At 51.6% G+C, this 23,995-nt stretch carries 19 protein-coding genes and 2 rRNA genes; 6 read left to right on the top strand and 15 right to left on the bottom strand.

The genetic code is table 11. The annotated features are described in order from the left end of the window. Positions 1-152: 152 nt before the first annotated feature. Positions 153-1,391 carry a purple acid phosphatase family protein gene (locus tag BN3277_RS24655; protein WP_059047252.1) on the bottom strand — a complete coding sequence of 413 codons (1,239 nt, stop codon included), beginning with the start codon at positions 1,389-1,391 and terminating at the stop codon, positions 153-155. Between the two features lie 207 nt (positions 1,392-1,598). On the opposite strand from BN3277_RS24655, the gene BN3277_RS24660 reads away from it, so the two are divergent. The 3 genes from BN3277_RS24660 to BN3277_RS24670 are packed head-to-tail and all read left to right on the top strand — an operon-like array spanning position 1,599 to position 4,323. Beyond that, positions 1,599-2,312: a polyphosphate polymerase domain-containing protein gene (locus BN3277_RS24660; RefSeq protein ID WP_089153408.1), complete on the top strand. Its 714-nt coding sequence runs from the start codon at positions 1,599-1,601 to the stop codon at positions 2,310-2,312. A 3-nt stretch (positions 2,313-2,315) separates the two neighbouring features. After that, positions 2,316-3,020 carry a DUF4956 domain-containing protein gene (locus BN3277_RS24665; protein ID WP_059047254.1) on the top strand — a complete coding sequence of 235 codons (705 nt, stop codon included), beginning with the start codon at positions 2,316-2,318 and terminating at the stop codon, positions 3,018-3,020. A gap of 22 nt (positions 3,021-3,042) precedes the next feature. Then, positions 3,043-4,323, top strand: a complete 1,281-nt coding sequence (locus BN3277_RS24670) for a CotH kinase family protein (protein WP_392396653.1) — start codon at positions 3,043-3,045, stop codon at positions 4,321-4,323. A 144-nt stretch (positions 4,324-4,467) separates the two neighbouring features. Here BN3277_RS24670 and BN3277_RS24675 read toward each other — a convergent pair whose 3' ends face one another. The 7 genes from BN3277_RS24675 to BN3277_RS24705 all read right to left on the bottom strand — a co-directional run bounded on the left by BN3277_RS24675 (position 4,468) and on the right by BN3277_RS24705 (position 14,266). Further along, the gene (locus tag BN3277_RS24675) at positions 4,468-6,063 is read right to left on the bottom strand and encodes a response regulator (RefSeq protein WP_059047255.1); all 1,596 of its coding nucleotides are present in this window, start codon (positions 6,061-6,063) and stop codon (positions 4,468-4,470) included. Then, the gene (locus BN3277_RS24680; RefSeq protein WP_059047257.1) at positions 6,057-7,430 is read right to left on the bottom strand and encodes an ABC transporter substrate-binding protein; all 1,374 of its coding nucleotides are present in this window, start codon (positions 7,428-7,430) and stop codon (positions 6,057-6,059) included. Before BN3277_RS24680 ends, BN3277_RS24675 begins: the two co-directional genes overlap by 7 nt. Before the next feature lie 25 nt (positions 7,431-7,455). Continuing rightward, on the bottom strand, positions 7,456-9,195 hold the full coding sequence (locus tag BN3277_RS24685; protein ID WP_059047260.1) for a sensor histidine kinase: 1,740 nt from the start codon (positions 9,193-9,195) through the stop codon (positions 7,456-7,458). 144 nt (positions 9,196-9,339) lie between these two features. Beyond that, on the bottom strand, positions 9,340-10,650 hold the full coding sequence (locus BN3277_RS24690; protein ID WP_059047262.1) for an ABC transporter substrate-binding protein: 1,311 nt from the start codon (positions 10,648-10,650) through the stop codon (positions 9,340-9,342). A gap of 177 nt (positions 10,651-10,827) precedes the next feature. After that, positions 10,828-12,036, bottom strand: a complete 1,209-nt coding sequence (locus BN3277_RS24695) for a GNAT family N-acetyltransferase (RefSeq protein ID WP_059047265.1) — start codon at positions 12,034-12,036, stop codon at positions 10,828-10,830. Positions 12,037-12,129: 93 nt separating this feature from the next. Next, entirely contained in the window at positions 12,130-13,761 is a 1,632-nt protein-coding gene (locus tag BN3277_RS24700) for a formate--tetrahydrofolate ligase (protein ID WP_059047267.1), read from the bottom strand. A gap of 178 nt (positions 13,762-13,939) precedes the next feature. Continuing rightward, a complete protein-coding gene (locus tag BN3277_RS24705) occupies positions 13,940-14,266 on the bottom strand; it encodes a hypothetical protein (RefSeq protein WP_059047269.1) in 327 nt (108 codons plus the stop codon). A 287-nt stretch (positions 14,267-14,553) separates the two neighbouring features. Here BN3277_RS24705 and BN3277_RS24710 point away from each other — a divergent pair, with 287 nt between their 5' ends. Both BN3277_RS24710 and BN3277_RS24715 read left to right on the top strand, forming a co-directional pair. Further along, on the top strand, positions 14,554-15,909 hold the full coding sequence (locus BN3277_RS24710) for a glycoside hydrolase family 64 protein (RefSeq protein ID WP_059047271.1): 1,356 nt from the start codon (positions 14,554-14,556) through the stop codon (positions 15,907-15,909). Positions 15,910-15,964: 55 nt separating this feature from the next. Continuing rightward, positions 15,965-17,404 carry a glycosyl hydrolase family 18 protein gene (locus tag BN3277_RS24715; RefSeq protein WP_269147777.1) on the top strand — a complete coding sequence of 480 codons (1,440 nt, stop codon included), beginning with the start codon at positions 15,965-15,967 and terminating at the stop codon, positions 17,402-17,404. Between the two features lie 84 nt (positions 17,405-17,488). On the opposite strand, the gene BN3277_RS24720 is transcribed toward BN3277_RS24715, so the two are convergent. The 5 genes from BN3277_RS24720 to BN3277_RS24735 form a co-directional block, all read right to left on the bottom strand. Beyond that, on the bottom strand, positions 17,489-18,859 hold the full coding sequence (locus tag BN3277_RS24720) for an arsenic transporter (protein ID WP_059047274.1): 1,371 nt from the start codon (positions 18,857-18,859) through the stop codon (positions 17,489-17,491). 44 nt (positions 18,860-18,903) lie between these two features. Continuing rightward, on the bottom strand, positions 18,904-19,059 hold the full coding sequence (locus tag BN3277_RS25650) for a hypothetical protein (protein WP_157688760.1): 156 nt from the start codon (positions 19,057-19,059) through the stop codon (positions 18,904-18,906). Positions 19,060-19,068: 9 nt separating this feature from the next. Continuing rightward, positions 19,069-19,734, bottom strand: coding sequence for a hypothetical protein (locus BN3277_RS24725; protein WP_082691599.1), 666 nt, complete (start codon positions 19,732-19,734; stop codon positions 19,069-19,071). A gap of 88 nt (positions 19,735-19,822) precedes the next feature. After that, a complete protein-coding gene (locus tag BN3277_RS25655) occupies positions 19,823-20,335 on the bottom strand; it encodes a hypothetical protein (RefSeq protein WP_148501118.1) in 513 nt (170 codons plus the stop codon). 533 nt (positions 20,336-20,868) lie between these two features. Continuing rightward, positions 20,869-21,291, bottom strand: coding sequence for a DUF2642 domain-containing protein (locus BN3277_RS24735; protein WP_059047280.1), 423 nt, complete (start codon positions 21,289-21,291; stop codon positions 20,869-20,871). Between the two features lie 208 nt (positions 21,292-21,499). On the opposite strand from BN3277_RS24735, the gene BN3277_RS24740 reads away from it, so the two are divergent. Next, a complete protein-coding gene (locus tag BN3277_RS24740) occupies positions 21,500-22,585 on the top strand; it encodes a CotH kinase family protein (RefSeq protein WP_059047282.1) in 1,086 nt (361 codons plus the stop codon). A 768-nt stretch (positions 22,586-23,353) separates the two neighbouring features. Here the strand turns inward: BN3277_RS24740 and rrf are convergent. Beyond that, positions 23,354-23,470, bottom strand: a 5S ribosomal RNA gene (gene rrf / locus BN3277_RS24745). Positions 23,471-23,531: 61 nt separating this feature from the next. Continuing rightward, a 23S ribosomal RNA gene (locus BN3277_RS24750) occupies positions 23,532-23,995 on the bottom strand; the annotation flags it as partial.

Here is a 23,995-nt window from a genome sequence, read left to right on the forward strand (position 1 = left end):
AGATGCCGCACTAGAAGACCAAGCGGCCGCCAGACCGGCCGAGGCCAAGCCCCAAGCGGCGGCGACCGCGCTGATCTGTGGGTTCGACGTCCGGCCAAGGAAAAACCGCTGGAAGCGATCTGACCGAGTTCCAGCGCAGAAGATATCCGCCATTAACGGGTCAGCGTAAACTCATCCAACCTGCGACCGTCCACGGTATAAGCCGTGTAAGTTAACGTCCGCTCGCTTACGGTGATCCCGGCAAACGTCTGCTTGTTGGGTTGAGTATGCACGGCGTGGTAGAACTTATCTTTTTTTAACTCATTAAATTTGGAACCGGAGGTGTTGGTGACGACATAGACGGTCCCATTGCCGTCTTGGGCGATTTGACCATCCTGCAAGGGATAGGACCGGGAATATTCATGGTTGTGTCCCTGGAGCACCAGATCCACGCCAAACTCCTCGAAGATCGGGATCCATTCCTCGATTTTCTCATATTGATTGCCGCCATAAGCGGGTCGATGCATCGCCACGATTGTCCAAGGCTGGGGGTTTTTGCGCAGATCCTCCCTTAACCAAGCGGCCTGTCGCGTGATCTTCGACTCCGTATTCAGCACAACAATATGGGTAAATCCATAATCAAAGGAATACGTGGTCCCCGGCGTAGCCCCTTCCGCTCCGTTCTCCGGTACAAGAAAATGTGATGCAAACGCCGAAGCATCTCCAGAAACTTCGTCATGATTGCCAGCCACTGGCATCAGCGGCACGCGAGTGAGCCATTTGGAAGCTTGTCCAAACAGCCATTTCCACCCCTGCGCATCGTCCGGGTTCTCCGTCATATCCCCGTTATGCACGATGAACCGGGCGTCCGGAAACGTTTGGAACGCCTTGTCCAGCGTTCGCGCCCACAGCTTAAAGTCCTCCTTCTTCTCCCCTTGCGAATCCGTTACGTTGAGGAATGTAAACGCCTGAGGCTCCGCGGTTTCCGTCACAAAGCCGGCCGGTTCGCTCCACCCGTCCTCCTGCCCGTTGCCCACGCGATAAACATACTTTGTTCCCGGGCGAAGGCTGGTAGCCAGCACCTTGTACACGGTCTGCCACTTGCCGTCGTCCCCCTTCCTCTCGGACGATTCTGCTTCAAAGCGGAGCACCTCGGCTTCGTTCCAGGAGGTAACGGGCTCCGCCCCCTCCACCAGTTGTAGAATCCCCGCTTCCTCTGCCTTTCCTTCCGTCTGCCAGGTGAACGCCATTGTCGTCCGCGCATCCCCGCCGATCGTCATCACGATCGATTGGGGCTTCGGTACGGCGGATTCGTTGGCCTGTTGTATTTTTAGCCAACCCCAAATGATGCCTCCGAGCAACAATACAAAGATTAGTCCCCCCAGCCAAACCATCGCTCTCCGACCCTTCATATAAACAAGCTCCTTTTGGATTTCCCTTAAGATACGGCTCATGGACGTTCTCTGTCAACCTAACGACTTACACAATTTTACATTTGTCAACGCAGTGTTAAAACTTTCAGTTGATTTTCAGGTTGCGTTAAGTGGACAATCAGCGAACCTTGATAGGATAGTTGTCATAACTCAAACGGTTCCCGAGAAAAGAGGTGCAACTTGAACTTGAACCAAAACCTGAAGTACCGCCACGAGCTGAAATTTATGATCAACCGCCACCAGTATTATATCCTCCGGCAGCGGTTACGGGGGTTAGCCCGGCATGACGAGCATGCGGGACAGAGCGGTGAATACCATATTCGCAGCCTTTATTTTGACGATATCGACAACTCCGCGCTGCACGATAAATTAGGAGGCCTCCGTGACCGCCGCAAATACCGAATCCGGATTTACAACCGGCGGGACGACTTGATCCATTTCGAGAAAAAGCTCAAAACTGGCGATTATATCGCCAAAGTTAAAGAGCGGTTGACCCGGGAGACGGTGGATGCCATCCTGGCCGGAAATCTCGAAGTGCTGAACGTGCCGGAAAAGCCGCTGCTATATGAGCTTTACCTTGAGATGAAGCAGCGTCTGCTAGCACCGCAGGTGATCGTCGACTATGTGCGTGAACCGTTCGTTTGTCCAAACGGCAACGTGCGGATCACATTTGATAAGGAGCTGCGGACCGGACTCCACGCGGTCGACTTGTTTGACCCGGAATTACGGCCCGTTTCGGCTCTCGACGATCAGCTCATCATTCTAGAGGTCAAATACGACGAGTATATCCCGGAATATCTTCGGGCCGCCCTGCAACTGGAGGGGCTCAGACAGCAATCCGCATCCAAATACGTCATTTGCCGCAAATATTTGAAGACCAACACATGGGAGGATTATTGATCTATGAATGCAACAAACCCTGCAACAACAACGACCAATTTTAGCGATATTGTCAAAAATTCCATTCTGGACAACTTTGCTTCGGACATCAGCGTAAGTAAAATCATTATCACGTTAGGCGTCTCGTTCCTTATTGGGCTGTTCATCTTTATTTTGTATAAACGGGTATTTAGCGGAGTGCTGTACTCGAAAAGCTTCAACGTCTCGCTCATCGGCATGACGATGGTCACCGCGATGGTTATTATCGCCGTCAATTCCAACCTGGTACTATCGCTGGGTATGGTCGGCGCCCTGTCGATCGTCCGCTTCCGTACACCGATCAAAGATCCAACCGATCTGATCTTCCTGTTCTGGGCCGCTGCCGCCGGGATTGTTGCCGGGGCCGGGTTTTATGCGCTGGCTGCCATCGGTTCGGCGGTGATTGGCCTTATCTTGTTCCTGTTTATTAAGAGCAGCTCGCTGGAAACTCCTTATCTGCTGGTGGTTAACTGTGAAAGCGATGAAAGCGAGAAGCTGGTTCATTCGCAAATCGGACAGATGGTCAAACGCTACAACGTGAAACAAAAAACCGTCACATCCGGCAACATCGAAATGACGCTGGAGGTTCGCTTGCGCGATCAGGAAGGCAAGTTCGTCAACCAAATTACCGGGCTCGGCGGCGTCAAAAATGCCGTGTTGATCAGCTATAACGGCGATTACGTAGCCTAACGGAACCCGGAGGTGAAGGAGAATGAAACGCAAAGGGACCCGGCTGTTGCTTTGGACTTGCGTGGGGCTGTTGTTTTTTGGCTTGATTGCCTGTGAAGCAATGAAGACCGGTGGTGGAGCCGGGACGAACGGGCAATCGGACACCGCCGGGGAGCGAGTGGTCTCTGCGGAAGAGAAAAAGCTGGATGAAGAGGTGTTTCCTAAGGACCTAGTGGTCGACGTGAAAATTACGATCGATGAGGCTGATTTCCAGGACATGCTGGACAATGCCAGTGCCGAGGAATTCAAAACGGCGTCGGTGGATTACAACGGGCGGCATTTCGATAACGTCGGGATCCGCACCAAAGGTAATTTGAGCCTGCGCAGCGTTGTGCAGATGAGCGATTCCGATCGGTACAGTTTTAAGCTGTCTTTTGACGAGTATGTGAATCAAACGTTGGACGGCATTCAAAAAATCAATTTGAACAATAACTACAGCGACGCCACGTCCATGCGGGAGTTTCTGACCTATGAGCTGGCCGAGCAGATGGGATTGCCTACACCCAAATATTCGTATGTCAACGTGTACGTGAATGGGGAGCTATGGGGATTCTATCTCGCGGTGGAGCAGATTGGCGATGCCTATCTGGAGCGGCATTTTGGCAACGCCTACGGGGCCTTGTACAAGGGGGAAATGACCGGCAGCGGCAGCGATTTGACCTGGCTGGGCGACGATCCGTCGGCGTATACCGGGCTGGCGCAGAAGTCGGAAACGACAAACGGTGATATATTGATCGATATGCTGGATGAATTAAATAACGGCAGCGACTATGAAAAATACATCAACGTGCCGGACGCGCTCGGTTATATCGCGCTGAACGTGCTGACGAACAATATGGACAGTTACCTTGGCAGCAACAAGCAAAACTACTACCTGTATGAAGACGACGGCGTCTTCTCCATCCTGCCGTGGGATTATAACATGGCCTTTGGCGGCATGGGCGGCGGCATGGGTGGCATGGGCCGGGGCGGCGGATTCGGCCGGGGCGCGAACGCGGCCGCTTTGGAGCAACGGCTCCAGCCGCAGGCAGCAGCAGCGAGGCCCTGCTTACCGGCATCTCCCTGCTGGTGCTGCTGGGTGTCGCCGCCTTTGTTGCTTTCTTCCGCCGCAAACGGCTCTAAATCGAAAATGTATCTGATTTTTCGCATAGAATATCGGCGTAACGGCCCAAAATCCGAAATGTATTCGGTTTTTCATACAGATTTTGGGCCTACGTCCCTCTTTCGGGTAAATGTATATGAAATTTCATATACATTCCGCTAAAATCGCGGAAACCCCCAAAATGTATTCGGTTTTTCGTATACATTGACGGTCGCCCGAACGCTCGAGGCCGAACTCGCCTCAAACAAAGAAAAAACCTGCATCCAAATGCAGGTTTTTTCTTATTTACGGCGGCAAGCCCCGCCCCTACGCCCCCTGTTCCCGGAACTCGGTTGGCGTCATGCCGGTGACCTTTTTGAACACCTGGGTGAAGTAGCGCGGGTCCTGGTAACCAACCATCGGGGCCACCTGGAACACCTTGACGTGGCTGTTTTTCAGAATATACTTGGCCTTCTCGATCCGGCATTCCGTCAAATATTCAAGGAACGTGTAGCCGGTCACCTGCTTAAACAGCAGGCAAAAATGGCTGATGCTCAAGTCGGCCCGCTCCGCAACCTCCTCCATGCTAAGGTCCTTATGGTAGTTGCTGAGAATGTACTCTTGCGTTTTGGCGATCACCGTCTGCACGTTGTCCTTGAACTGGCTTTCCTGGCTCTCGCTGATCCATCGGCCGAAATTCGCTTTGAGCAGCCCAATCATTTCATGCAGCGTCCCCAGCGATTGCAGCTCCTGCAGCAAGCCTTCCAGCGACCACTCCGACAGGAGGTTCATCTGCTCGTATTGCCGGAACATGACCACCGTCAGTTCCACGATAATCCGCTCGGCCGCTTCCTTCGAGAAAGCCTGCTCCTCGATATATTGCTTCGTCTCATCCAAGGCGGTTAACAGCCGCTCCCGGTTTAACGTCCGGATACTGTCCAGAAGCACCGCTTCCAAGGGCTTCGGATATTTCGCCTCCCGGTCCGCCCCGGTCTCCCGGCTCGGGTGATCGATAAACACGCCCGCCCGATCGCTGTAAAACCGCTGATACAACGCCCTTGTGGCGCTTTGATACGCCTCGCTCAAACGCTCTAGCCCCGCTGCCGTTTGGCTGAAGCCAATCGAGCAGGACAGCTTGGTGTAGGTTAGGAGCTGCCGGATCACATCGCTGCCAAGCTCCTCCTTATGGTCCGAGAGCGTGCTGGGAAACAGCAATACCCACTCCCCGCCATGAAAAGGGAACATCGTCAGCGCCCCATGCGCCATCGACCATTCTCCCAAAATGTTACGAACCGCGAACAGCCACAGCCGCCGCTCCTCCGGCGACCACTGCTCATTTAGCTTCACGAAATGATCCAACTGGATCACCGCCATAAAATAATCCTGCATCAGCTCGCTGTTCTCCAGCCAGCGCATATGCTGCAAATGGCTTTGGCTCTGGTTGCCTTCGATAAATTCGGCAAACATGCGCTCCCTCGCCAGCATAGACAACACCTGCACCGAATGCAGCAGCTTGTCGTTCTCCATCTGCTTCTCCAAGGTTTTCTTGGCCCGCCGGATCATCTCGATCAGCTCGTCATGGTCGATCGGCTTCAGCAGATAGTCGAAGGCGCCTTCCCGCAGCGCCTCGCGCGCATATTCAAACTCCCCATAACCGCTGACGAAAATAAACAGCCGGTTTGCGTTTTCCGCCAGCACCTCCTTCATCAGCGTGATTCCGTCCATCCCCGGCATGCGAATGTCGCTGATGATCATATGGGGCGACAACTCGTGGACGAGCTGCAGCGCCGCCTCGCCGCCCCGCGCCTCACCCACGATCTCCAGATCCAGCTCCTCCCAGGGCACGGCCACTCTCAAGCTGCGCAAAATCACCGGTTCATCATCCACCAAAATGACCCGATATTTCTCTCCTTTAGCTACCATTCTGCACCTCCCGCCGTCTCTTCCGGCAGCGAGCTTCTTCGCAGCTGCCAATATTGCTCCGATGTTTGTTGAATTTGTTCCAGCGCCTCCGCGGGCGTTGCCCGCTTGCTGATCATTTCCTCCAGCACCTTGAGGAAAGTCTTGTTGACCTCGGGAGGAAGCACATTATCATAAGGGACAAAGCTCTGGCTGCTTCGCTCCATCATTTCCACGACTTGAGCAAAGACCGGCCCCGTCTTTTCCGAATCGTACGTAATCTTCATCGATGGAATACGCAAGGCCTCGTATACGATACGCCGCTGCACTTCCTCGGTATAAAAAGCCTTCAGCAACTCCTGCGCCGCTTCCCATTTGGCCTCCTCCAGATTGGAGGACAAGCCGATGCCGATCGTATAACCTCCAGCGATCGATTGGCTGCCCCCCTCCGCCAGCGAAGGAAAGGGGATCACCCCCACCTGATTTTGAAACCCGGCCGGCGCTTTCTCGTTGTGGAACAGGTTGATGTCCCAGCTCCCGTTCAGATACATCGCCGCCTCGCCGCTGGTGAAGCGTTCGATGGCTTCCTCGGTCGACAGGTCATTGGCCGGCTCGTAAAAGGCGTTCTCATCGATCCAGGTTTTTAATTGTTTGAACGCCTTCCAGTATGACGGGTTTTGGAAGCTCAGCAACTCGTCGCCTTGCACCAGCTCGTTAATCAAACCAGGCCCCGCATACCGGTCCATCAAGTAATGGGCGAAAATGGCTGCCGGCCAGCGTTCCTCATTCCCCAGCGCAAACGGCGTGATCCCATGATCCGTCAAAACGCGAATGACCTTGTTCAAATCCTCCACTGTCTCCGGAGGTTCCAAGCCTAGTTTACGGAAGATTTCCTTGTTGTAAAAGAGCGGTTCCGCGTTCCCTTCAATCGGTAAACCGTATATATGCTTGTCGAAGGTCCAGAGGTGCAGATCCTGAAACTCCTGCTGAAGCCCGTTCTTCTGTACAAAGTCGGTTAAATCCATCAATCGGTTGGAGCGAACATACGGCTCGATTTCAGCGCCCCCAAACAACACGAACATATCGGGCGGCGTACCGGTCACCATTTCGCTCTTCAGCTTTTGCTCACGGTGGACGGTCTGATCCATGCCCTCGAAATTGACCTTCACGTTGGGATGGGTCTCCTGAAACTTAGCCACCACATCCTCGACAATATCCAGCATCTGCCGGTCATGCTCCTTGATCCAGAAGTGGCGGAAGGTCAAGGTCACCTTCTCGGCTTGCTTCTCCTCGATCGGCTCATGCCCGTCCGCCGCGATGATTAATACGGAAATAGCCAACACTACGGCGTAAACCGCGATCCAACCCCAGTTTAAAAACCACTTTTTCATGTCACCCGCCCCCTTTCGCCCGCATTTATCGTTTCCCCCCGGCTGATTCGTGAAGGAGCTTCGGAATCCGGATGCGGATGGTAGAGCCGTAGCCCGGAGAGGAGCAGATCAGGATGCCGTATCGGCTGCCAAACCGGATGCGCAGCCGCTCATGCACATTTTTGAGTCCAACGCCGGTCCCCCGGTAATGCTTATGACCCCCGTCTTTACTCCACAGATTCATCATCGTATCCAGGCTGAAGCCCGGCCCGTTATCCGTTACATCGATCAGGATATCCCGATCGTCCTCCTTCGCCGTGATCGAGATCAACCCTTTATCCTGCATGGGTTCGATCGCGTGGTACAGCGCATTTTCCACGATCGGCTGCACGATTAGCTTCTGGGTCACAAAATATTTCAGCGACTCGGGAATTTCGATGCGGTAATCAAATTGGTCCTCGAAGCGGAACTTCTGGATGTCCAGATAATGCCGGACATGCTCCATTTCCATCGATAGCGTGATGAGCTGCTGATTTTCGCCGATGCTGATCCGCAGCAGCTTGCCCAGGGAGACGACCATTTTGCTGATCTCCTTGTTCCCTTGCAACACGGCCAGCGAATTAATCGATTCCAGCGAATTGTATATAAAATGCGGATTGATTTGAGCAACCAACGCCTGAAGCTCGAATTCCTTCTTGCGCGCCTGCTCAGTCTGTACCTGCTCAATCAGCTCGGAAATTTGCGTGCTCATCCGGTTGAAGCCATCGACCAGCAAATCCGTTTCGTCTTCGCTGCGCACCGCGGACGTAATCGGCACAAAAATCCCCTGCTGCACCCGCTTCATCCCGTTGACGGCCCCGATAATACTGCGCACCAGCCGGCGGACGAAGAAACGGTCGAACAGGAACGCCGAGATCAGCGACACCAGCACCAATACGATCGCAATGTTGCGGATGGAGATCGATTCCGAGGCGATCAGCTTGCTGGGCGTAATGGCGACCAGATACCAATCCTTATTATGCGAGGGCAAGTAGGTGATCAGGGATTTCTCGCCTTGATATTTGGCCGTATAGTAGCCCTTCCCTTCCGGCTCCGCCTGGGTCAGAAAGGGAAAATCGGTACGTTCTCCGATATGCAAACCGGATTTGTCGAACACGATGTTGCCCAGCTTGTTGACGAGCAGGATATCCCCCTGCTTTAAAGTCGCGGCATCCCAGAACACTTGGTCGAGGATGTCCGGCTTCACATAGATCACTAAAGCGCCGATATCCTCCAGCGAGTAGTAATCCTTAATCAGTCGGGCTTGAATCAGCACCGGCTTCCCCGTGGCCGCGGAGCCGTTCTCCCCCGGACCCACCCAAACCGGTCGGCCTTCGGCTGCCTCCATGGCCCCATACCAGCTTTGCTGCCTCAATTCGTCGAAGGACATCGCCTCATTAAATTGGTACTGCAGCTTGTCCTTCGAGTACAGCCCAAAGGAAGTGATCATCGGGTGGTTAATCAGGTTGTTGATGTCTTGTTTCTGCTCATAAGTCACCGAAAAATTCGCCTGCTTCACCAGTTTCTGAATCACCGGCTGCGAGATTGCCGAATTGGATACGGTCGTCACTTCATTGAGCGCAAACTTCAGCTTCCGGTCGGTTTCAAGCAAGGAGACCCAATAGAAGTTATTGGATTTGTTCTCCATCGCCCGCGAGAAGCTGTAATACGAGATGGAACCCATCAGGATGACGGGAATAAAGACCAGAAGAATAATAGCCAGCAAGATTTTTCGACGAAGCTTCATTTCGTTCCTCCTATACCTCTCCTACTCTATTATTCTTCATAGCAGGGCCGATTCCCTTGCTTCTTTCGACAAAGCGAAATTCGCAAGAGGGCAAGCCCCTTGCGAATCGGATTCATTCATATGTTTTCATGACCTAACATGGGCTCATTCCGCATTTCTGGCAATATCCATAGCGTCATCCCATGCTTGTTGTGGATTTGCCTTGTTCTCGAGCACATGCCGCAGCGCATTCTTGATCTCCGTATCGACTTGCTCGAATTGCGGCCCGTGGTAAACCGGTTTTACGCGTTGTGCCGATCGGGCGTAAGCTTCGGAGACCACCTGGCCTCCAAAAAAGTCGTCCTTCTCGGTTTGAAACGCAGGTTCGTTATACACCGCAGGGATCGAGGGCAGCAGTCTGCCCGCTTGATACGACTCCAACTGGTTCTCTTTATTGGTCAGCCAAGTGATGAAATCGTAAGCTTCCTTCGGGTGTTTCCCTTCTTTCGGCAGCGTCAGGAAGGAGCCTCCCCAACTGCCGGAACCTTCAGGAATTTGAGCAATCCGCCACTTTCCAGCCGTTTCCTTGGCGCTGCGGATCGTATCTTCCATCCAGGTTGGACCGAGGATGACGCCTACCTCCCCTGCGCGGATCGCCTTTTCCCATTCCGAAGACCCCAATGTCCATCGGCCGATCCACCCTTCCTGAATGCCTTTTACCGTAAAATCAAACGCCTTTCTCACCTGTGGATTGGTGTCACCGATGAAGGTGCCGTCCACCTTGTTGAAATATATCCGGTCCGTCGATTGATCGCGAAGTCCGTTGTACACCAAGTCCGCCGAATCCGCAAACGGGATTCCGGTTTCTTCCGTGAACCGTTTCGCCACCGCGGCAAACTTATCCCATTTATTGATCGCGGCGCTAAACTCCTCGGGATCGGTTGGAAGACCGGCCCGTTCCATTACATCCGTTCGGTAGTAGACGACGGTGGGTTGGATCCCCGCCGGCAGGCCCAATTGAAAAGAACCGTCCGCCGACGTCGCCTGTTTCCAGGCCCAGTACAGGTAGTTCATCTCGATGTCCTTCGCGCCAAAATCATATAGATTATAAAATGGGTTGGATGAAGCGATGAAACGCTCCATGAACTCCCGATCCAGCATGAAGATGTCAGGCGCGCCCGATCCGGAGGAGATGGCAGACTCCAAGCGATCATGGTGTGTGATTGGATCCTCCATGTTGCTGAATTGAATCCGAATATACGGATGCTCCGCCATGTACTCTTGAGCCAGAGCCTCGTACGGGGTGCTTCCCAACGTCCAGAAAGTCAGCACAACGGGGGATCCTGGACTGCCTTCCGTTAGGCCCGGAACTTGACTTTCCTCATTATTCGCCGCATTGATTACGCCATAAGCGCCCAGCAAAGAAATCATCATGGCGGCAACCGGCAGCACAGCCAACCATTTTCCTCTTTTCATTGCGGTTGAATCCTTTCCTGCATCCGAATTTATACCTTAAGTCTAGCGAAAACAGGATCGGTTTTTGAGGAGGCAATATTGCGATTTCAGGTTGGAATTTTTCCGATCGGGGGCATAAAAAAGCCGATCCTCCACTATTACCAGCGAAGGATCGGTCAGTCGTTCCAAGGTTGGGAATTAAAAGAAATCCAACAATGCCGTTGGGCTGAAAGGAATCAGCCGTTCGAGCGCATCAGCGTCAGCTTCCGGGCCGCTTAATTTACCGCAGGCAAACATCTCCCGCGGCCGTTTGTAGCCCAGCAGCATCGCCGTTAAGGTTTGAATGTCGCAGTGGAGTCCGGGATGGGCCGAACGGGCTGGATCTGACGGTTCTCCTGATTCTTCCGGTTCTACCGGCGTTAGTCTCCCCTTTCCTTCCGGGGACACCTCCAGCCGCCAATCTCCCGCGTTCCAAGGGGCAGCCCCGTCCTCAATCCGCAGGTTCAAGCGAATCGGGCCGGCGGAAGCCGGGGCGGTAAACGAATAGCCGCCAACGAACTCGGACGCATGGACAATCCGAGCCATGAAATACGGCACGGTTTCCTGCTTGCAACGCGGATCGCGCAGCAGGTACGGCAGCAGGTCATCTCCCGGCACGCGGTCAAAGACCGCTTGGGTTACCATAGAATCATGGTTCGCCAAATAGGCCAACAGACCTTGGCGTGCCGATTCGTTCAGGAATACGAATTCGTCAATCACTAGCTCCCCGTTCTTCACCTGGTAAAGCAGATACCCCTCCGGCTGCCCCGAATCGGTATAATAAACGGCAGTATGGTCCTCATCGCCCAATACCATCCGCTTCCACCAGTCTTCGTCCCGGACGAGCATCCCGTTATAGCGGCGAGCAAATGCATGATAGATTCCATTCAACAGCTCTAGGTTTCTCACATCTCGCTTCACGGAGCCCGAGGTGTATGTCTTGGAGGGGAAACTATCGATAGGGATGGTATATTTCTTGTAATCCGTGTACACTTCCCAGCCAAATTTCCGATAAAAAGGAATGGAAAACGGATGCAGACAGGACAGGATTTGTCCTTGATCCTTCATCTGACGGAGGGCGACAGTCAGCAGTTCCCGAACGATCCCGCCCCGACGATGCTCCGGCCAAGTGGCCACGCCAGCAATGCCCCCCATCGGGACGGAGCGTCCCTGTACATAGAGGTGCAAGGGCAGCAGCATGAGCTTGGCAAGCAACTCGCCGCCCTCAAAGGCCCCCCAGGAGCGTTCGGGAATAAAGGACTTCCGGCGCTCTTCTCTGTCCTCCGGCTTCACCTTATATTGAAATGCATATTCGGACAAGCTCAGACTGGCGTCAAACTCATCAGCCTGTAGGCGTCTGATCTCCATAAACCCACCTCTTCTCATCAAATGACGATCCTCTTATGCCACATGGTTATGTAGAGTTTGCCAGAAGATGTCTGGGGTGTCAATTGCCTTAAATTACAATAAACCTGCAACTTCCCCTTGCTCATCCAAGTGGATCCGCTCCGCAGCTGGAACCTTGGGCAGCCCGGGCATCGTCACGATATTGCCGGTATGGACAACCACGAAGCCGGCACCGGCAGACAACGTAACATCCTTCACCTGTACGGTAAAGCCCTCGGGAGCTCCTAACAGACTCGCCTGGTCGGAGAACGAATACGGCGTCTTCGCCATGCAAACCGGCAGTCGCCCGAAGCCTTGCCGTTCCAGCTCCTCAATTCGAGCTGCAGCCTTCGCGCTCAGCTTGATCCCACGCCCGCGGTAAATCTCCTTTACGATCGTCTCTATTTTGGACTTAATGTCCAGGTCATCCGCATAGAGCGGCGCATATCGAGCGGTTTCCTGCTGCAGAATGCCAAGCAGGGCTGTCGCCAATTCCTTGCCGCCTTCACTTCCTTGGGCCCAAACATCGGAAAGCTCAATACGTACTCCTAATCGGGCGCATTCCTCTTTCACAAGCGAGATCTCTTCCGCTGTGTCGCTGGTAAAATGATTTAACGCTACCATCACCGGAACGCCGAATTTCCGCAGGTTCTCCAGATGCCGCTTCATGTTGGGCAACCCGGCTCGCAACGCTTCCGGATTCGGTTGATCCAGCTCCGTCTTGGCTGCTCCGCCGTTATATTTCAATGCCTTCACAGTTACGACCAGCACGGCCGCATCCGGCTTCAAGCCGGCTTGCCGGCATTTGATGTCGAAGAACTTCTCCGCACCCAAGTCCGCCCCGAATCCAGCTTCGGTCACAACGATCTCAGCCAGCTTCAGCGCGGTTTTCGTGCCGATGACGCTGCTGCAGCCGTGGGCGATATTGGCGAACGGTCCTCCATGTACGATCGCCGGGGTACCTTCGGCTGTTTGCACCAGGTTCGGCTTGATCGCTTCTTTCAGGAGTACGGTCATCGCGTCTACGGCACCGATTTGCGCTGCGGTGATCGCTTCGCCGGCCATATTTCTAGCCACCACCATGCGGCCCAAGCGCTCCTTCAGATCGTGCGCATCCTTGCTAAGACACAGCACTGCCATCACTTCGGAGGCGGTCGTGATCATAAACCCGGATTCATGTACGCTCCCGTTCCCTTCGCCAAGGCCAACAACGATTTGCCGCAGGCTTCGGTCGTTCATGTCCATCGCCCGTTTCCACAGGATCCGGTTCGTGTCGATCTGCAAGCCATTCCCTTGAAAAATATGATTGTCCAGCATCGCCGCAAGCAGATTATGCGCCGAAGTAATGGCGTGCAAATCTCCGGTAAAATGCAGGTTAATGTCCTCCGAGGGGAGCAGCTGAGCTTTATTGCTGCCGGTTGCTCCGCCTTTCATGCCAAAGCATGGCCCAAGCGACGGCTCCCGCAGCGCCGCAATCGTCGGCGCGCCAATAGCGTTCAGCGATTGCGCCAGGCCAATCGTGGTTAACGTTTTTCCTTCGCCGGCCGGCGTCGGATTCATCGCCGTCACCAGCACCAATTTCCCGTCGGGTCGATCACCTAACTTCTCCCGTAAGCGGGGATCCAATTTGCTTTTGTAACGTCCGTATAGCTCTACAAATTCCTCGGCAATGCCAAATGCTGCAGCCACTTCCAATATCGGCTTCATTCCCCTCAGCGACCTCCATCTATCTCATTCTTGTAAACCCCGATGCAACCTCTACCTAAAAAATATCATTTCTTATTGTACATGAAATAGATGGAAATATGCGTGACGGAATTCGTACGCCGTGGGGAGACATCGAATCGCTTTTAGCCATGAAGCCGCCGCCGCAGCTCAAGTGAAATTAAACACCGCAAATAGTGAAGATCGAGTGAGAGTTAAAGCATTCTTTAGCCCACTCCTCAATTTCATGAACTAACTGTTTTGTAATCTCAGAATTGGATTCGTTCACATTACGCTTAATTATGTTCCAATCTTCTTCTGTGACTTCGGTAGGGCCATAGTAGTTAAAGTCCTTGAGAGTTGCGGTCAAATAAGCGAGTAGTTCAGTTTTCCCTAAATCTTCCTCGGCTAAATAGATCGAGTCTTCTTTCCAGTGAGTACGATCTAAACGCCCCTTCATAATTTCAATTACATCGCGTCTTGTTAAATCTTGCTTATTAATAATCATTGTTGAACCACTCCTCAGCGCTAAATTCTACAGCATTTATTTGGTAGCTTCTTAGTGGAGAGAACTAGACCTGGCGCCTGGGACCAGGATCCAAGTACTTCCAAGATTTAGGAAACGGATGGATAATATATCAAAAGTCACTGGCAATATATAACATTTGAGGTAAAGTAGATTATGTATATTTTACCTAAATTGCTAGCTTTTGAGGTAAGTATACCATCTTCCCGAAAGGAGGGGACATTCGAAGTTCTTAGCCCTGTGGTAATGCAGAAGAAAGGAGCAGGTTTATGACAACAAAATGGGTTCAGCGCTTTTGTTTGTTCTTCATCGCATTTCTCATGTCCATCTCCGTGAACATCACGGCTTCAGCTGCGGATTTCCTTCAGGGAGCGGACGTATCCGGCGACAACGTCACATTATGGTTCAAATCAACGGTTAATACAACATGGGTGGATGTCCACTACAAAGTGAACTCCGGGGGACAGCAAAATGTACGAATGACTTACAATGCGGGTACTGCAAGATTTGAGCACACCATCAATTCGGCCGCTCAAGCCGGGATAGATTACTTTTTCACTTACAATAACGGCGTTCCTGCCTATGACACAACAACGTTCACCTATCGAGGCGGCCAGTCCGGCGGCGGCTCAGAACCAACGTCCGGCTCAATTTATTCGATTCCGGCCTCCTCTATTCCCCAGCCTTCCAATGGCGGTGTTAGTCTCAAAGTCATGAACGGGACAAGCGGGACTTATGCGGATGATCAAATTTACTGGGGAGTGATCGGCATCAATCCGGCTGACGGCAAATGGAGTTACCTGGATTTAGCCGGCCGACTGCTTCCGATTTCCTTGGATTTAAACAACGCTCCCGGACACTTAACCAAAAACGGCGTCAACTATGCCAACATTTATCACAAGATCAGCGATGCCGCTTGGGTCAACCTTCCGAAGATCGAATCCGGCCGGTTGTTCTTTAGCGTTGGCAGCCCTCTGTACATGAAGACCTTTGATGACGGCTTTGCCGGTCCGGATTTGAACAATCCAACCGACCCTAACCTCAATATCATTTTTGACTTTGTCGAATTCACCGTGGATAAGGACGGCTATCACGGAAATACGACCCGGGTCGATCAGTTTGGTTTTCCGATTCAACACCGGTTGGTTAACCAGGCGGGGAATTACGACCGCACCGTCGGTGAACTGGAGTCGGAGACCCGTTCTGGATTGTTCGCCAAATATGTAAACGAAGTGCCAAATGAATTCAAATCGCTAGGTACTCTGCAAGCCCCCTATCGCATCCTTAGCCCTATGAAAGGGCCATTTAAGTTAGGCGGGGCCTACGAGAACTATTTTGCCGGCTATTCCAATATCTCAACCCAAGACATCCTGCTTGGGGTTGGCGGCGCCAGCAATGCTGAAGTATGTGCCGCGTTGAATCGTCATGTCTACACGGAACCCGGCAACTGGAATCGGGTCGATCGTTACTATCAAGCTGCCCCCGCAAACTATTACGCGAAGTTCTGGCATGATCACAGCATCGACGGGCTCGCTTACGGCTTCTGCTACGACGATGTCAACGGACAAGCCGCCTACTTGGAGGTAGGGGATCCGAAAGGTCTCATCGTTAGGGTGGGATGGTAACCGGATGGTTTGGATGGATCGATCCTATTGGAGAGAGGAAGGAAGCTGAATGCAAATGATTCGCAAGAGATTCGCCTTTTTGGCGGTGTTGGCCTTATTGATCACCTTATTTACTCCGCTTTCGGCGGATGTGAAAGCATCCAACCTAGCCGCCGGCAGCGCCTCTGTGGAAATGGATGCGGGTTCGCTTCAACTGCTGGCTAGCACCTATCCGGCTTGGGATAGCACGAAGGTCTATCTGGGAGGGGATATGGTCTCCTACAACGGACAAACGTACAAAGCGAAATGGTGGACTCAAGGCGAGACTCCCGGTACATCGGATGTCTGGGAATTCGTTTCGTCATCCGACGGCTCCCACCCTGTTTGGAATAGCGGGAAAGCCTATGTAGGAGGAGACATCGTCACTTACAATAATCAGCTGTATAAGGCAAAATGGTGGACCCAAGGCGACGTCCCTGGGACTTCCGAGGTTTGGGAACTGCTGGGGAGCTCATCTGATCCAACGGACCCGACAGACCCGACCGATCCAACGGATCCTACCACCCCACCGGATCCCACCGACCCGACCGATCCGATTCCTAGCGGTTTTAAGGTCGTAGGGTATTATCCTAGCTGGGAGCCTGGCAAAATCAATAACATTCAGTATCAAAACCTGACGCATATTAACTATGCGTTTGCGATTCCGACCAGCGACGGCTCGCTTCTTCCGCTAAGCAACCCGGACGCTGCCAGCCAGATCATCCGGTCGGCCCATGCCAACAACGTGAAAGCGTTGCTCGCCGTAGGTGGTTGGTCCTATAATGACATTCCTTTGGAAAGCACCTTTATGGCCGCGACGAATACGCCGGAGAAGATCCAGAAGTTTGGTAACGCCATTATCGCCTTGGCCAAGCAATACGGATTTGACGGCGTCGATATCGACTGGGAGCATCCGCGTAACGACGGTCCAAGCAAGCAGCAGTACGAGGATCTGATGGTCTACTTGAGCGCGGAATTGAAGAAGCAAAATATGCTGCTGACTGCCGCGGTCCTTAGCGGGGTGACGCCGGAAGGCGTCATTTATTGGGACTCGGCCGCCCAGACCGATAATGTCATCCGCGCCGTTGACTGGTTTAATGTCATGGCCTATGACGGCGGCGACGGGGATCGGCATTCCTCCTACGAATTTGCGGTACTGAGCGGGAAGTACTGGAAGGATACGCGGAAAATGCCCGCCGACAAAGTCGTATTGGGCGTTCCTTTCTACGGCAGACCTTCCTGGGCTTCCTACGCGGCGATTTTGCAGGCGAACCCTAACGCTTATAATACCGACATTTCGATGATTAACGGCATGCAAGCCTACTATAATGGAATCCCAACCATTCAGAAGAAGACGCAATACGCTCTGGAGAACTTGGGCGGGATTATGATTTGGGAGATCAGCCAAGATACGACCGACTCTAGCAAAAGCTTGCTGCAAGCTATCGGAAATACCGTCCGAGCTTACCATCCTTAAGCTATTTATGATCAAAAGAGCACTACCGTTCATTCGGTGGTGCTCTTTCCTTTGGCATGGCGGCGTCCTACTCTCTTAAACCTCTTAATAGATCCATTCGACCCACAAATGCAAGAGAACTAGTGTAAAAATCAACGTCGGAGGGATGACAATCATCGTGACTTTTAAATAATCGTCCCATGAGATTTTCACACGATGCTTTTTTAGCAGATGGAACCAGATTAACGAAGCCAACGTCCCAATGGGTAATAACAATGCTCCGATATCACTGCCCACCACACTAGCCAGATAAGAGACCCGCAGCGTCAAGGGGTCAAGTTGCATCTCGGTTAGGGTCATGGTACCGATCATGAGCGCAGGGTGATTGTTGAAGAACGTGGAGAGCAACGTCATCACTCCCCCCATGAATAAGCTTGCGTTCAGCAATCCATCATGGACCAAGGGTTCGGCAAGCGAAATTAGAACATTCGTTAATCCGATGTTGTGTAAACCAAAAATGATGACATACATACTGAAAGCGAAAATCAAAATATGCCACGGTACCTTCCGAAGCATATCCGTTGGTGGGATCTTCAACCGATACCATCTCCACCCTAACAATACGCAAGAGCCAAACACAGCAGCCAACTCTACAGGGATCCCGTAGTAGGAGGCCACAAATAAACTGATCCGTACGATAAAAACAAACAACAGTATTTTTTGCATAAATCTCAGGTCCTGCTTCACAGGCTCCCGATCAGGCAAAGGTTCCTCCGGCAAAACATCGGATTCGTAGCTTCCTCGCGGTGTTTTTAACGGGTGCGACCTTATTCTGGGCGGCAGCACTTTCGGCAATTGACGATAGAAAACGAGAAACAGCAATCCTACCAACACGATCAATCCTAAAAATGCAGGGACAAACATCATCATCGTATGCGTATATAAATTTAGGCCAACCATCTTGAGTGCGATTAAGTTCACGATGTTACTGACTCCAATCGGGGCACTGGATGCCGTTGCGACTAAAGCTCCCGATAACAGATAAGGGATCTTCTGATGGTTTTTCAACTTAAATTCTCTTAACAAGAGCAGCAAAATCGGCGTCGTAATGAGAATGCTGCCATCATTATTAAAGAACAATGTCATCAAAAAACACATCACGTTTACGTACCAAAACAAACGGATTCCGGAACCCTTGGATCGGTGAGCCAGCCCTTCGGCTGCCCAATGAAAAAAACCGAAGCTTTCCAACACGAGGGCCATAATGATCGTCGCCATAATCGTAATTGCGGCCCCGCTCACGGTTTCTCCAATATGAAGCAGATCGGAAAAGGTGACGGTCCCGCTGATCAGGACGAGGACGGCCCCAATCGTGGAGGGAATCGCTTCATTTAGCCCCTTTGGGCGCCACAGAATCAGGATGGTGGTTAGAAAAAATGCAAGGATCGTTGTACTCGCTGCCGTAAACTCTATCAAATGACCACCCCCATTCTCCCATTGTTTCTGCTCTGGCTGGCCGATTATTTCCCGCTGACGCGGACAAGGTATTCCACCTCGGTCTGCTGAACTTCAACAACAGGAAGAGGAGCCATAACTTCGTCTTTGATCGAAGGCTTCAACAGCCCATACAGACCTAAACCCGAAAGTACAATCAACATCAGGATGACCATTTTCATTCCCTCCCCCTAAGGCAAATGGACAGACTTGATATGCTGAATATTCCAAACGACCCGCTCCCCGTCAGCCATAACCAGCGTAAGAAATCCTTGATCTACCGATTGAAAAAGGCCCAGCTTATCCGGTGTTTCACCATGATCGATTACCGCCAGGCTGCCTTCCATTTTTTTTAGCTGCTGCTCGAACGTTCGTGCTAAGGTTAATCCAGTAGGCTTCACGTTGAGACGTTCGTTTTTCAATAAATAGGGAGGTTTGTTCGCCGGATAGGGCATAATCGATTTCACATGGTCCAATGGGACATACACCGTATGAAAAACGGTAGAATAGAATACCAGGTAATCATTCATGATACTGGTCAGATAACCGCTTAGCGTATGGATTCCCGTCATATAAACTTCCATAAATACTCCCCTGGCATTAAACAAGGTCTTCCGAAAGGAGATAGACTCACCCGCAGCCCATTCCAGCGGGTTCTCGTATAAGGTCTCCTCTTCTTTCTCTGGCGAAGGAATGATGCGGAAATGGTGGATATGCTTTGTCGGAATGTAATAATAGCGATCTTGTCTGAAAATGACGACAATATCATCCCCCGCGTCGACTAAAAGCCCAATGTCCAATTGGGGTCTGCCGCTAATGGTGAGTTCGATATGTTGTCCGATATAAGAAGTCAGCATAGGCATCGATACCTCCTTTGTCATGAGCATGTGATCCTGCAGAGTTATAAAGAAGGCGGCGCCCCAGGCACCGCCTAACGTCTGCAGGCTACTTTACATTCTTAAGCAAATGGATCCCATTTTTTCGATGAGGATACACGGGAGGACGATCCTTTGCGTTTTTTGGCTGTCCGTTTTGTGGTGCCACCTGCCTTTTTGCTGGCCCAACTGTAGCCGCCAGTAGCTCCGTCTGCAGTATGACCCCATGTCGCCCAACCGCCGGTTCTGCCTTGCGTGCGGTTTCTGCCGCCCGTAGCTGAACCGCCTGTTCTTCTGCCTTGCGTGCGGTTTCTACCGCCGGTCCCCGCACCTCCGGTTCTACTGCCCTGAGTCCGGTTTCTACCGTGCGTATGGTCACCATCATGTGAGTGATCGCCTTGCGTACGGTTTCTGCCGCCCGTTCCGATTCCACCGGTTCTGCCGCGTGTTCCCGAGCCGCCAGTTCTTCCTCTGGTTCTGCTGTCGGCTGATGCAGAGACGTTGGCGCCGCCGCCAGAGGTTCTGCCACTTGTTCTGCCGCCGGTTTTTCCACCTGTTTTGCTGTTGGACGACTTGCTTCCATTTTTGTTGCTGCTGCTGCGGTTTGCACTGTTTCTATTACTGCTATGGTTGCTGCTATTGTTACTGCTGTTAGAACGGCTCCGCACGGTAACGCTTTTCACATGATAGGTTTGAACATGAACGAGCTCTTTATTTACTACGAGAGTTAAGCTATCGTTTGAAAAGTCCGAAATGATCCCGTCGATTTTCTCCGGACCCCCGCGGTTAATTTGTACTCTTTGATGCTTCAGCGCCCGAAGCACGCCGTCGAAATTGTAGGCTCGGATAAAGGACCGACCGGTTCTTCCCATGGTTCCAGCGGTTCTCCCCTTGGTGCCTAAGTTTTCACTAAAGCTTTTAATATGAGCCGTTTTAATATAAACAACTCCGTCTTTTGCCAGGATTACAAGGTAATCCACCCCTGTAGCTGCCAGGATTCCTTCTACCGAATCCGGGCCACCCCGATTGATCCGAACTGCGTTGCCTTGTAAGCTGCTGTAGCTGTTCCCTGTTTGACCGAAGGCCATAAACCATTTCCCCTTCCATCTAAATTGCTTATTCCGAAGCGGCATAACGAATTTGACCAAGAGGTATCCCTACGCTCTTCTCCTTCACTTCCATCACAACTTCATCGGCAGTTATACGGGAAAGCAAACCTCTCTCTACCTGCGGCCCACCTGCGTCTAATATCATTGGATGGTTGAGAAGGCTGGAGAGCAGCTCATGAAAAGTATGGGCCATGATCACTTCAACCCCTTGCTCGTAATTCGTCGGCACCATCTTCCTTCGCGATTCGGACAAGCTGACAATATAATATGAACGATAGTAGATCACCCGGCGAGTTTTAGTTTGGATAACGACATAATCATTTTGGATGCTTACCAATCTTCCGATGAGGAAACCCGGTTCGCCGCGATTGATGCAAACTTCCTTCCCTATTAGGTGCATTAATTGATTCAGCGAATGGTAGCAGGCCACGTTCACCCCCTCCTTTCATTTGACCCCTAGCGGGAAATGTAGTACATCATATGTCGATTGCTAACCTTTGTCCTAGTCTTATATCTATCAACTATAAATTTCCACTTCTGTAACTAATGTTGAATAGCCTACAAGAATAGATAAGAGAAATGGGTTAAAGCGGACCATTGAACGTTGACTTGCATACTCTGGATATATCTAAAGTGAAATGCGGCTGGCTTCCGCAAGAAAGGTGATCAGGTTGAAGTTCCCCGTTCGGTCGCTCGAAATCGGCCGGTCTGACCAATTGCAGTTAGAGAAAAACCTTTGGAACGATCAATATGTCAACGCTTTACTTAGGACGGATCATATCCAGCAGGACGTCAAGCTTCGCTATCGAGGCGGGCATACCCGATATTACGATAAAAAATCGTATGAAATCCGGATTGGCGGGAGAAGTATACACTACAATGTCGAGTGGGATGACCCTACCATGATGAGGAATGCCCTCTCTTTTCAGTTTTTTGAGAAAATCGGGGTCCCCAGTCCGAGAACGAGACATGTCTACCTTGTGGTGAATGGAGTGAATCAGGGGCTTTATCTGGAGATTGAAGGAGTCGATCGGTCTTTTTTTTCCAAAAGGAAGGTAAGTACCAGTTCCCTCCTGTATGCCATCAATAACAATGCCAACTTTCGTCTGATCGGGGAGAGCCAGAAACCTAAGCGTAGCTTGGCCTCCGGTTACGAGGTGGTGATTGGAACATCCAAGGAGCTCGCTAGAATCTCGTGGTTCGTGAAACGCATCAATACGCTCAAAGGCAACCGCCTTCTGGCTTATTTGAAGACCCACTTGGATATTCCTGAGTATTTGCGGTGGCTAGGGGGGGCGGTGTGCACCGGAAACTATGATGGCTTTGATCAAAACTATGCCATCTATCGCAAGAAGGGCAGCTTAAAATATCGGATAAGCCCTTGGGATTACGAGGGAACCTGGGGCAGAAATAGCTACGGGAAGCTCAGCAAAATCGATACCGTCCGAATCACGGGTTATAACGGACTAACGCAAAAGCTGCTTTCCTTCCCTGCGGTGCGAACGCAATATCGCCGCACGTTGAAACAAATCTTGGAACGGCATTTTACGTTGAGTGAGCTAGCTCCCACCATTACGTCGTTGCACTCCTTCCTGCTGCCCGCACTCATGTCCGATTCAACTCGGAAATACTCCGCCGATATCCTCGTTTCAGACCGCCAGGTCTTTCTCAACTATATCGAGAAACGCCGAGAGCTTCTGCTAAGGGAGCTGGAGAAGCTGTGAGCGAGGCGGTTCTAGTTCTTCGGGGCTTTGGGCTGAATAGTTGCATTAGTACACTTATTTTTGCGTATAACCGGTTATTTAGGCTCAATAGCTGCAATAATACACTTAATTTTGCACAATGAGCCGGAATTCGCTGGAATCGCCGAAAATAAGTGCACTGTAGCATCTATTTACCGGAAATCGGCGGATTACGCCTGAAATAACTGCAGATCCGCACTTATTTTAGTAACGATCGCATTGGTCAAAGTAATATTCCTGTAAAAATGCAGTTCATTGAGGACCTCTCCGTCGAGAAACGCCGAGAGCTTCTGCAAAGGGAGCTGGAGAAGCTGTGAGCGAGGCGATTCTAGTTCTTTAAGCTGAATAGTTGCATTAGTACATCTATTTTTGCGTATAACCGGTTATTTAGGTTCAATAGCTGCAATAATACACTTAATTTTGCGAAATAGGTCGGAATTCGCTTAAATCGCCGAAAATAAGTGCACTGTAGCATCTATTTACCGGAAATCGGCGGATTGCGCCTGAAATAACTGCAGAATCGCACTTATTTAGTAAAGGTCACATCGGTCCAAGTAACATTCCTGCAAAAATGCAGTTTTTCGAGCGCCGTGCCACAGATTGATTGAATTACCTGCAAAAGTGCAGTTTTTTTGTGTATCTAGCACCTCATATTACACCCCATCGAGTAAATTTCCTGCACTTTTGCAGGCTTTAGGCGGAAACACAAAAAGAGCACCACCGAATCAACGGCAGTGCTCTTTCTCTTTTGCTTGGCGGCGTCCTACTCTCCCAGGACCCTTCGGTCCAAGTACCATCGGCGCTGGAGGGCTTAACGGTCGTGTTCGGGATGGGAACGTGTGGAACCCCTCCGCCGTCGCCACCAAACGGTTCAAGCGTCTTAATCGCTTGAAAACTGGATACGAAACTTTATTTGCGTGTTAGTAAATTGGATAAGCCCTCGACCGATTAGTACCTGTCAGCTCCATACATTGCTGCACTTCCACCTCAGGCCTATCAACCTCGTCGTCTTCAAGGGGTCTTACTAATTGGGAAATCTCATCTTGAGGGGGGCTTCACGCTTAGATGCTTTCAGCGCTTATCCCGTCCGCACTTAGCTACCCAGCTGTGCTCCTGGCGGAACAACTGGTGCACCAGCGGTGCGTCCATCCCGGTCCTCTCGTACTAAGGACAGCTCCTCTCAAATTTCCTACGCCCACGACAGATAGGGACCGAACTGTCTCACGACGTTCTGAACCCAGCTCGCGTACCGCTTTAATGGGCGAACAGCCCAACCCTTGGGACCTACTTCAGCCCCAGGATGCGATGAGCCGACATCGAGGTGCCAAACCTCCCCGTCGATGTGGACTCTTGGGGGAGATAAGCCTGTTATCCCCAGGGTAGCTTTTATCC

Source organism: Paenibacillus rubinfantis (genome assembly GCF_001486505.1).
Classification (GTDB): Bacteria; Bacillota; Bacilli; order Paenibacillales; family Paenibacillaceae; genus Fontibacillus; species Fontibacillus rubinfantis.

Excerpts from the sequence above, each read along its gene's own strand:
- BN3277_RS24655 (WP_059047252.1), bottom strand. The coding sequence starts at position 1,391 with ATGAAGGGTCGGAGAGCGATGGTTTGGCTGGGGGGACTAATCTTTGTA.
- BN3277_RS24665 (WP_059047254.1), top strand. The coding sequence starts at position 2,316 with ATGAATGCAACAAACCCTGCAACAACAACGACCAATTTTAGCGATATT.
- BN3277_RS24670 (WP_392396653.1), top strand. The coding sequence starts at position 3,043 with ATGAAACGCAAAGGGACCCGGCTGTTGCTTTGGACTTGCGTGGGGCTG.
- BN3277_RS24675 (WP_059047255.1), bottom strand. The coding sequence starts at position 6,063 with ATGGTAGCTAAAGGAGAGAAATATCGGGTCATTTTGGTGGATGATGAA.
- BN3277_RS24680 (WP_059047257.1), bottom strand. The coding sequence starts at position 7,430 with ATGAAAAAGTGGTTTTTAAACTGGGGTTGGATCGCGGTTTACGCCGTA.
- BN3277_RS24685 (WP_059047260.1), bottom strand. The coding sequence starts at position 9,195 with ATGAAGCTTCGTCGAAAAATCTTGCTGGCTATTATTCTTCTGGTCTTT.
- BN3277_RS24690 (WP_059047262.1), bottom strand. The coding sequence starts at position 10,650 with ATGAAAAGAGGAAAATGGTTGGCTGTGCTGCCGGTTGCCGCCATGATG.
- BN3277_RS24695 (WP_059047265.1), bottom strand. The coding sequence starts at position 12,036 with ATGGAGATCAGACGCCTACAGGCTGATGAGTTTGACGCCAGTCTGAGC.
- BN3277_RS24700 (WP_059047267.1), bottom strand. The coding sequence starts at position 13,761 with ATGAAGCCGATATTGGAAGTGGCTGCAGCATTTGGCATTGCCGAGGAA.
- BN3277_RS24705 (WP_059047269.1), bottom strand. The coding sequence starts at position 14,266 with ATGATTATTAATAAGCAAGATTTAACAAGACGCGATGTAATTGAAATT.
- BN3277_RS24710 (WP_059047271.1), top strand. The coding sequence starts at position 14,554 with ATGACAACAAAATGGGTTCAGCGCTTTTGTTTGTTCTTCATCGCATTT.
- BN3277_RS24715 (WP_269147777.1), top strand. The coding sequence starts at position 15,965 with ATGATTCGCAAGAGATTCGCCTTTTTGGCGGTGTTGGCCTTATTGATC.
- BN3277_RS25650 (WP_157688760.1), bottom strand. The coding sequence starts at position 19,059 with ATGAAAATGGTCATCCTGATGTTGATTGTACTTTCGGGTTTAGGTCTG.
- BN3277_RS24725 (WP_082691599.1), bottom strand. The coding sequence starts at position 19,734 with ATGCTGACTTCTTATATCGGACAACATATCGAACTCACCATTAGCGGC.
- BN3277_RS25655 (WP_148501118.1), bottom strand. The coding sequence starts at position 20,335 with ATGGAAGCAAGTCGTCCAACAGCAAAACAGGTGGAAAAACCGGCGGCA.
- BN3277_RS24740 (WP_059047282.1), top strand. The coding sequence starts at position 21,500 with ATGCGGCTGGCTTCCGCAAGAAAGGTGATCAGGTTGAAGTTCCCCGTT.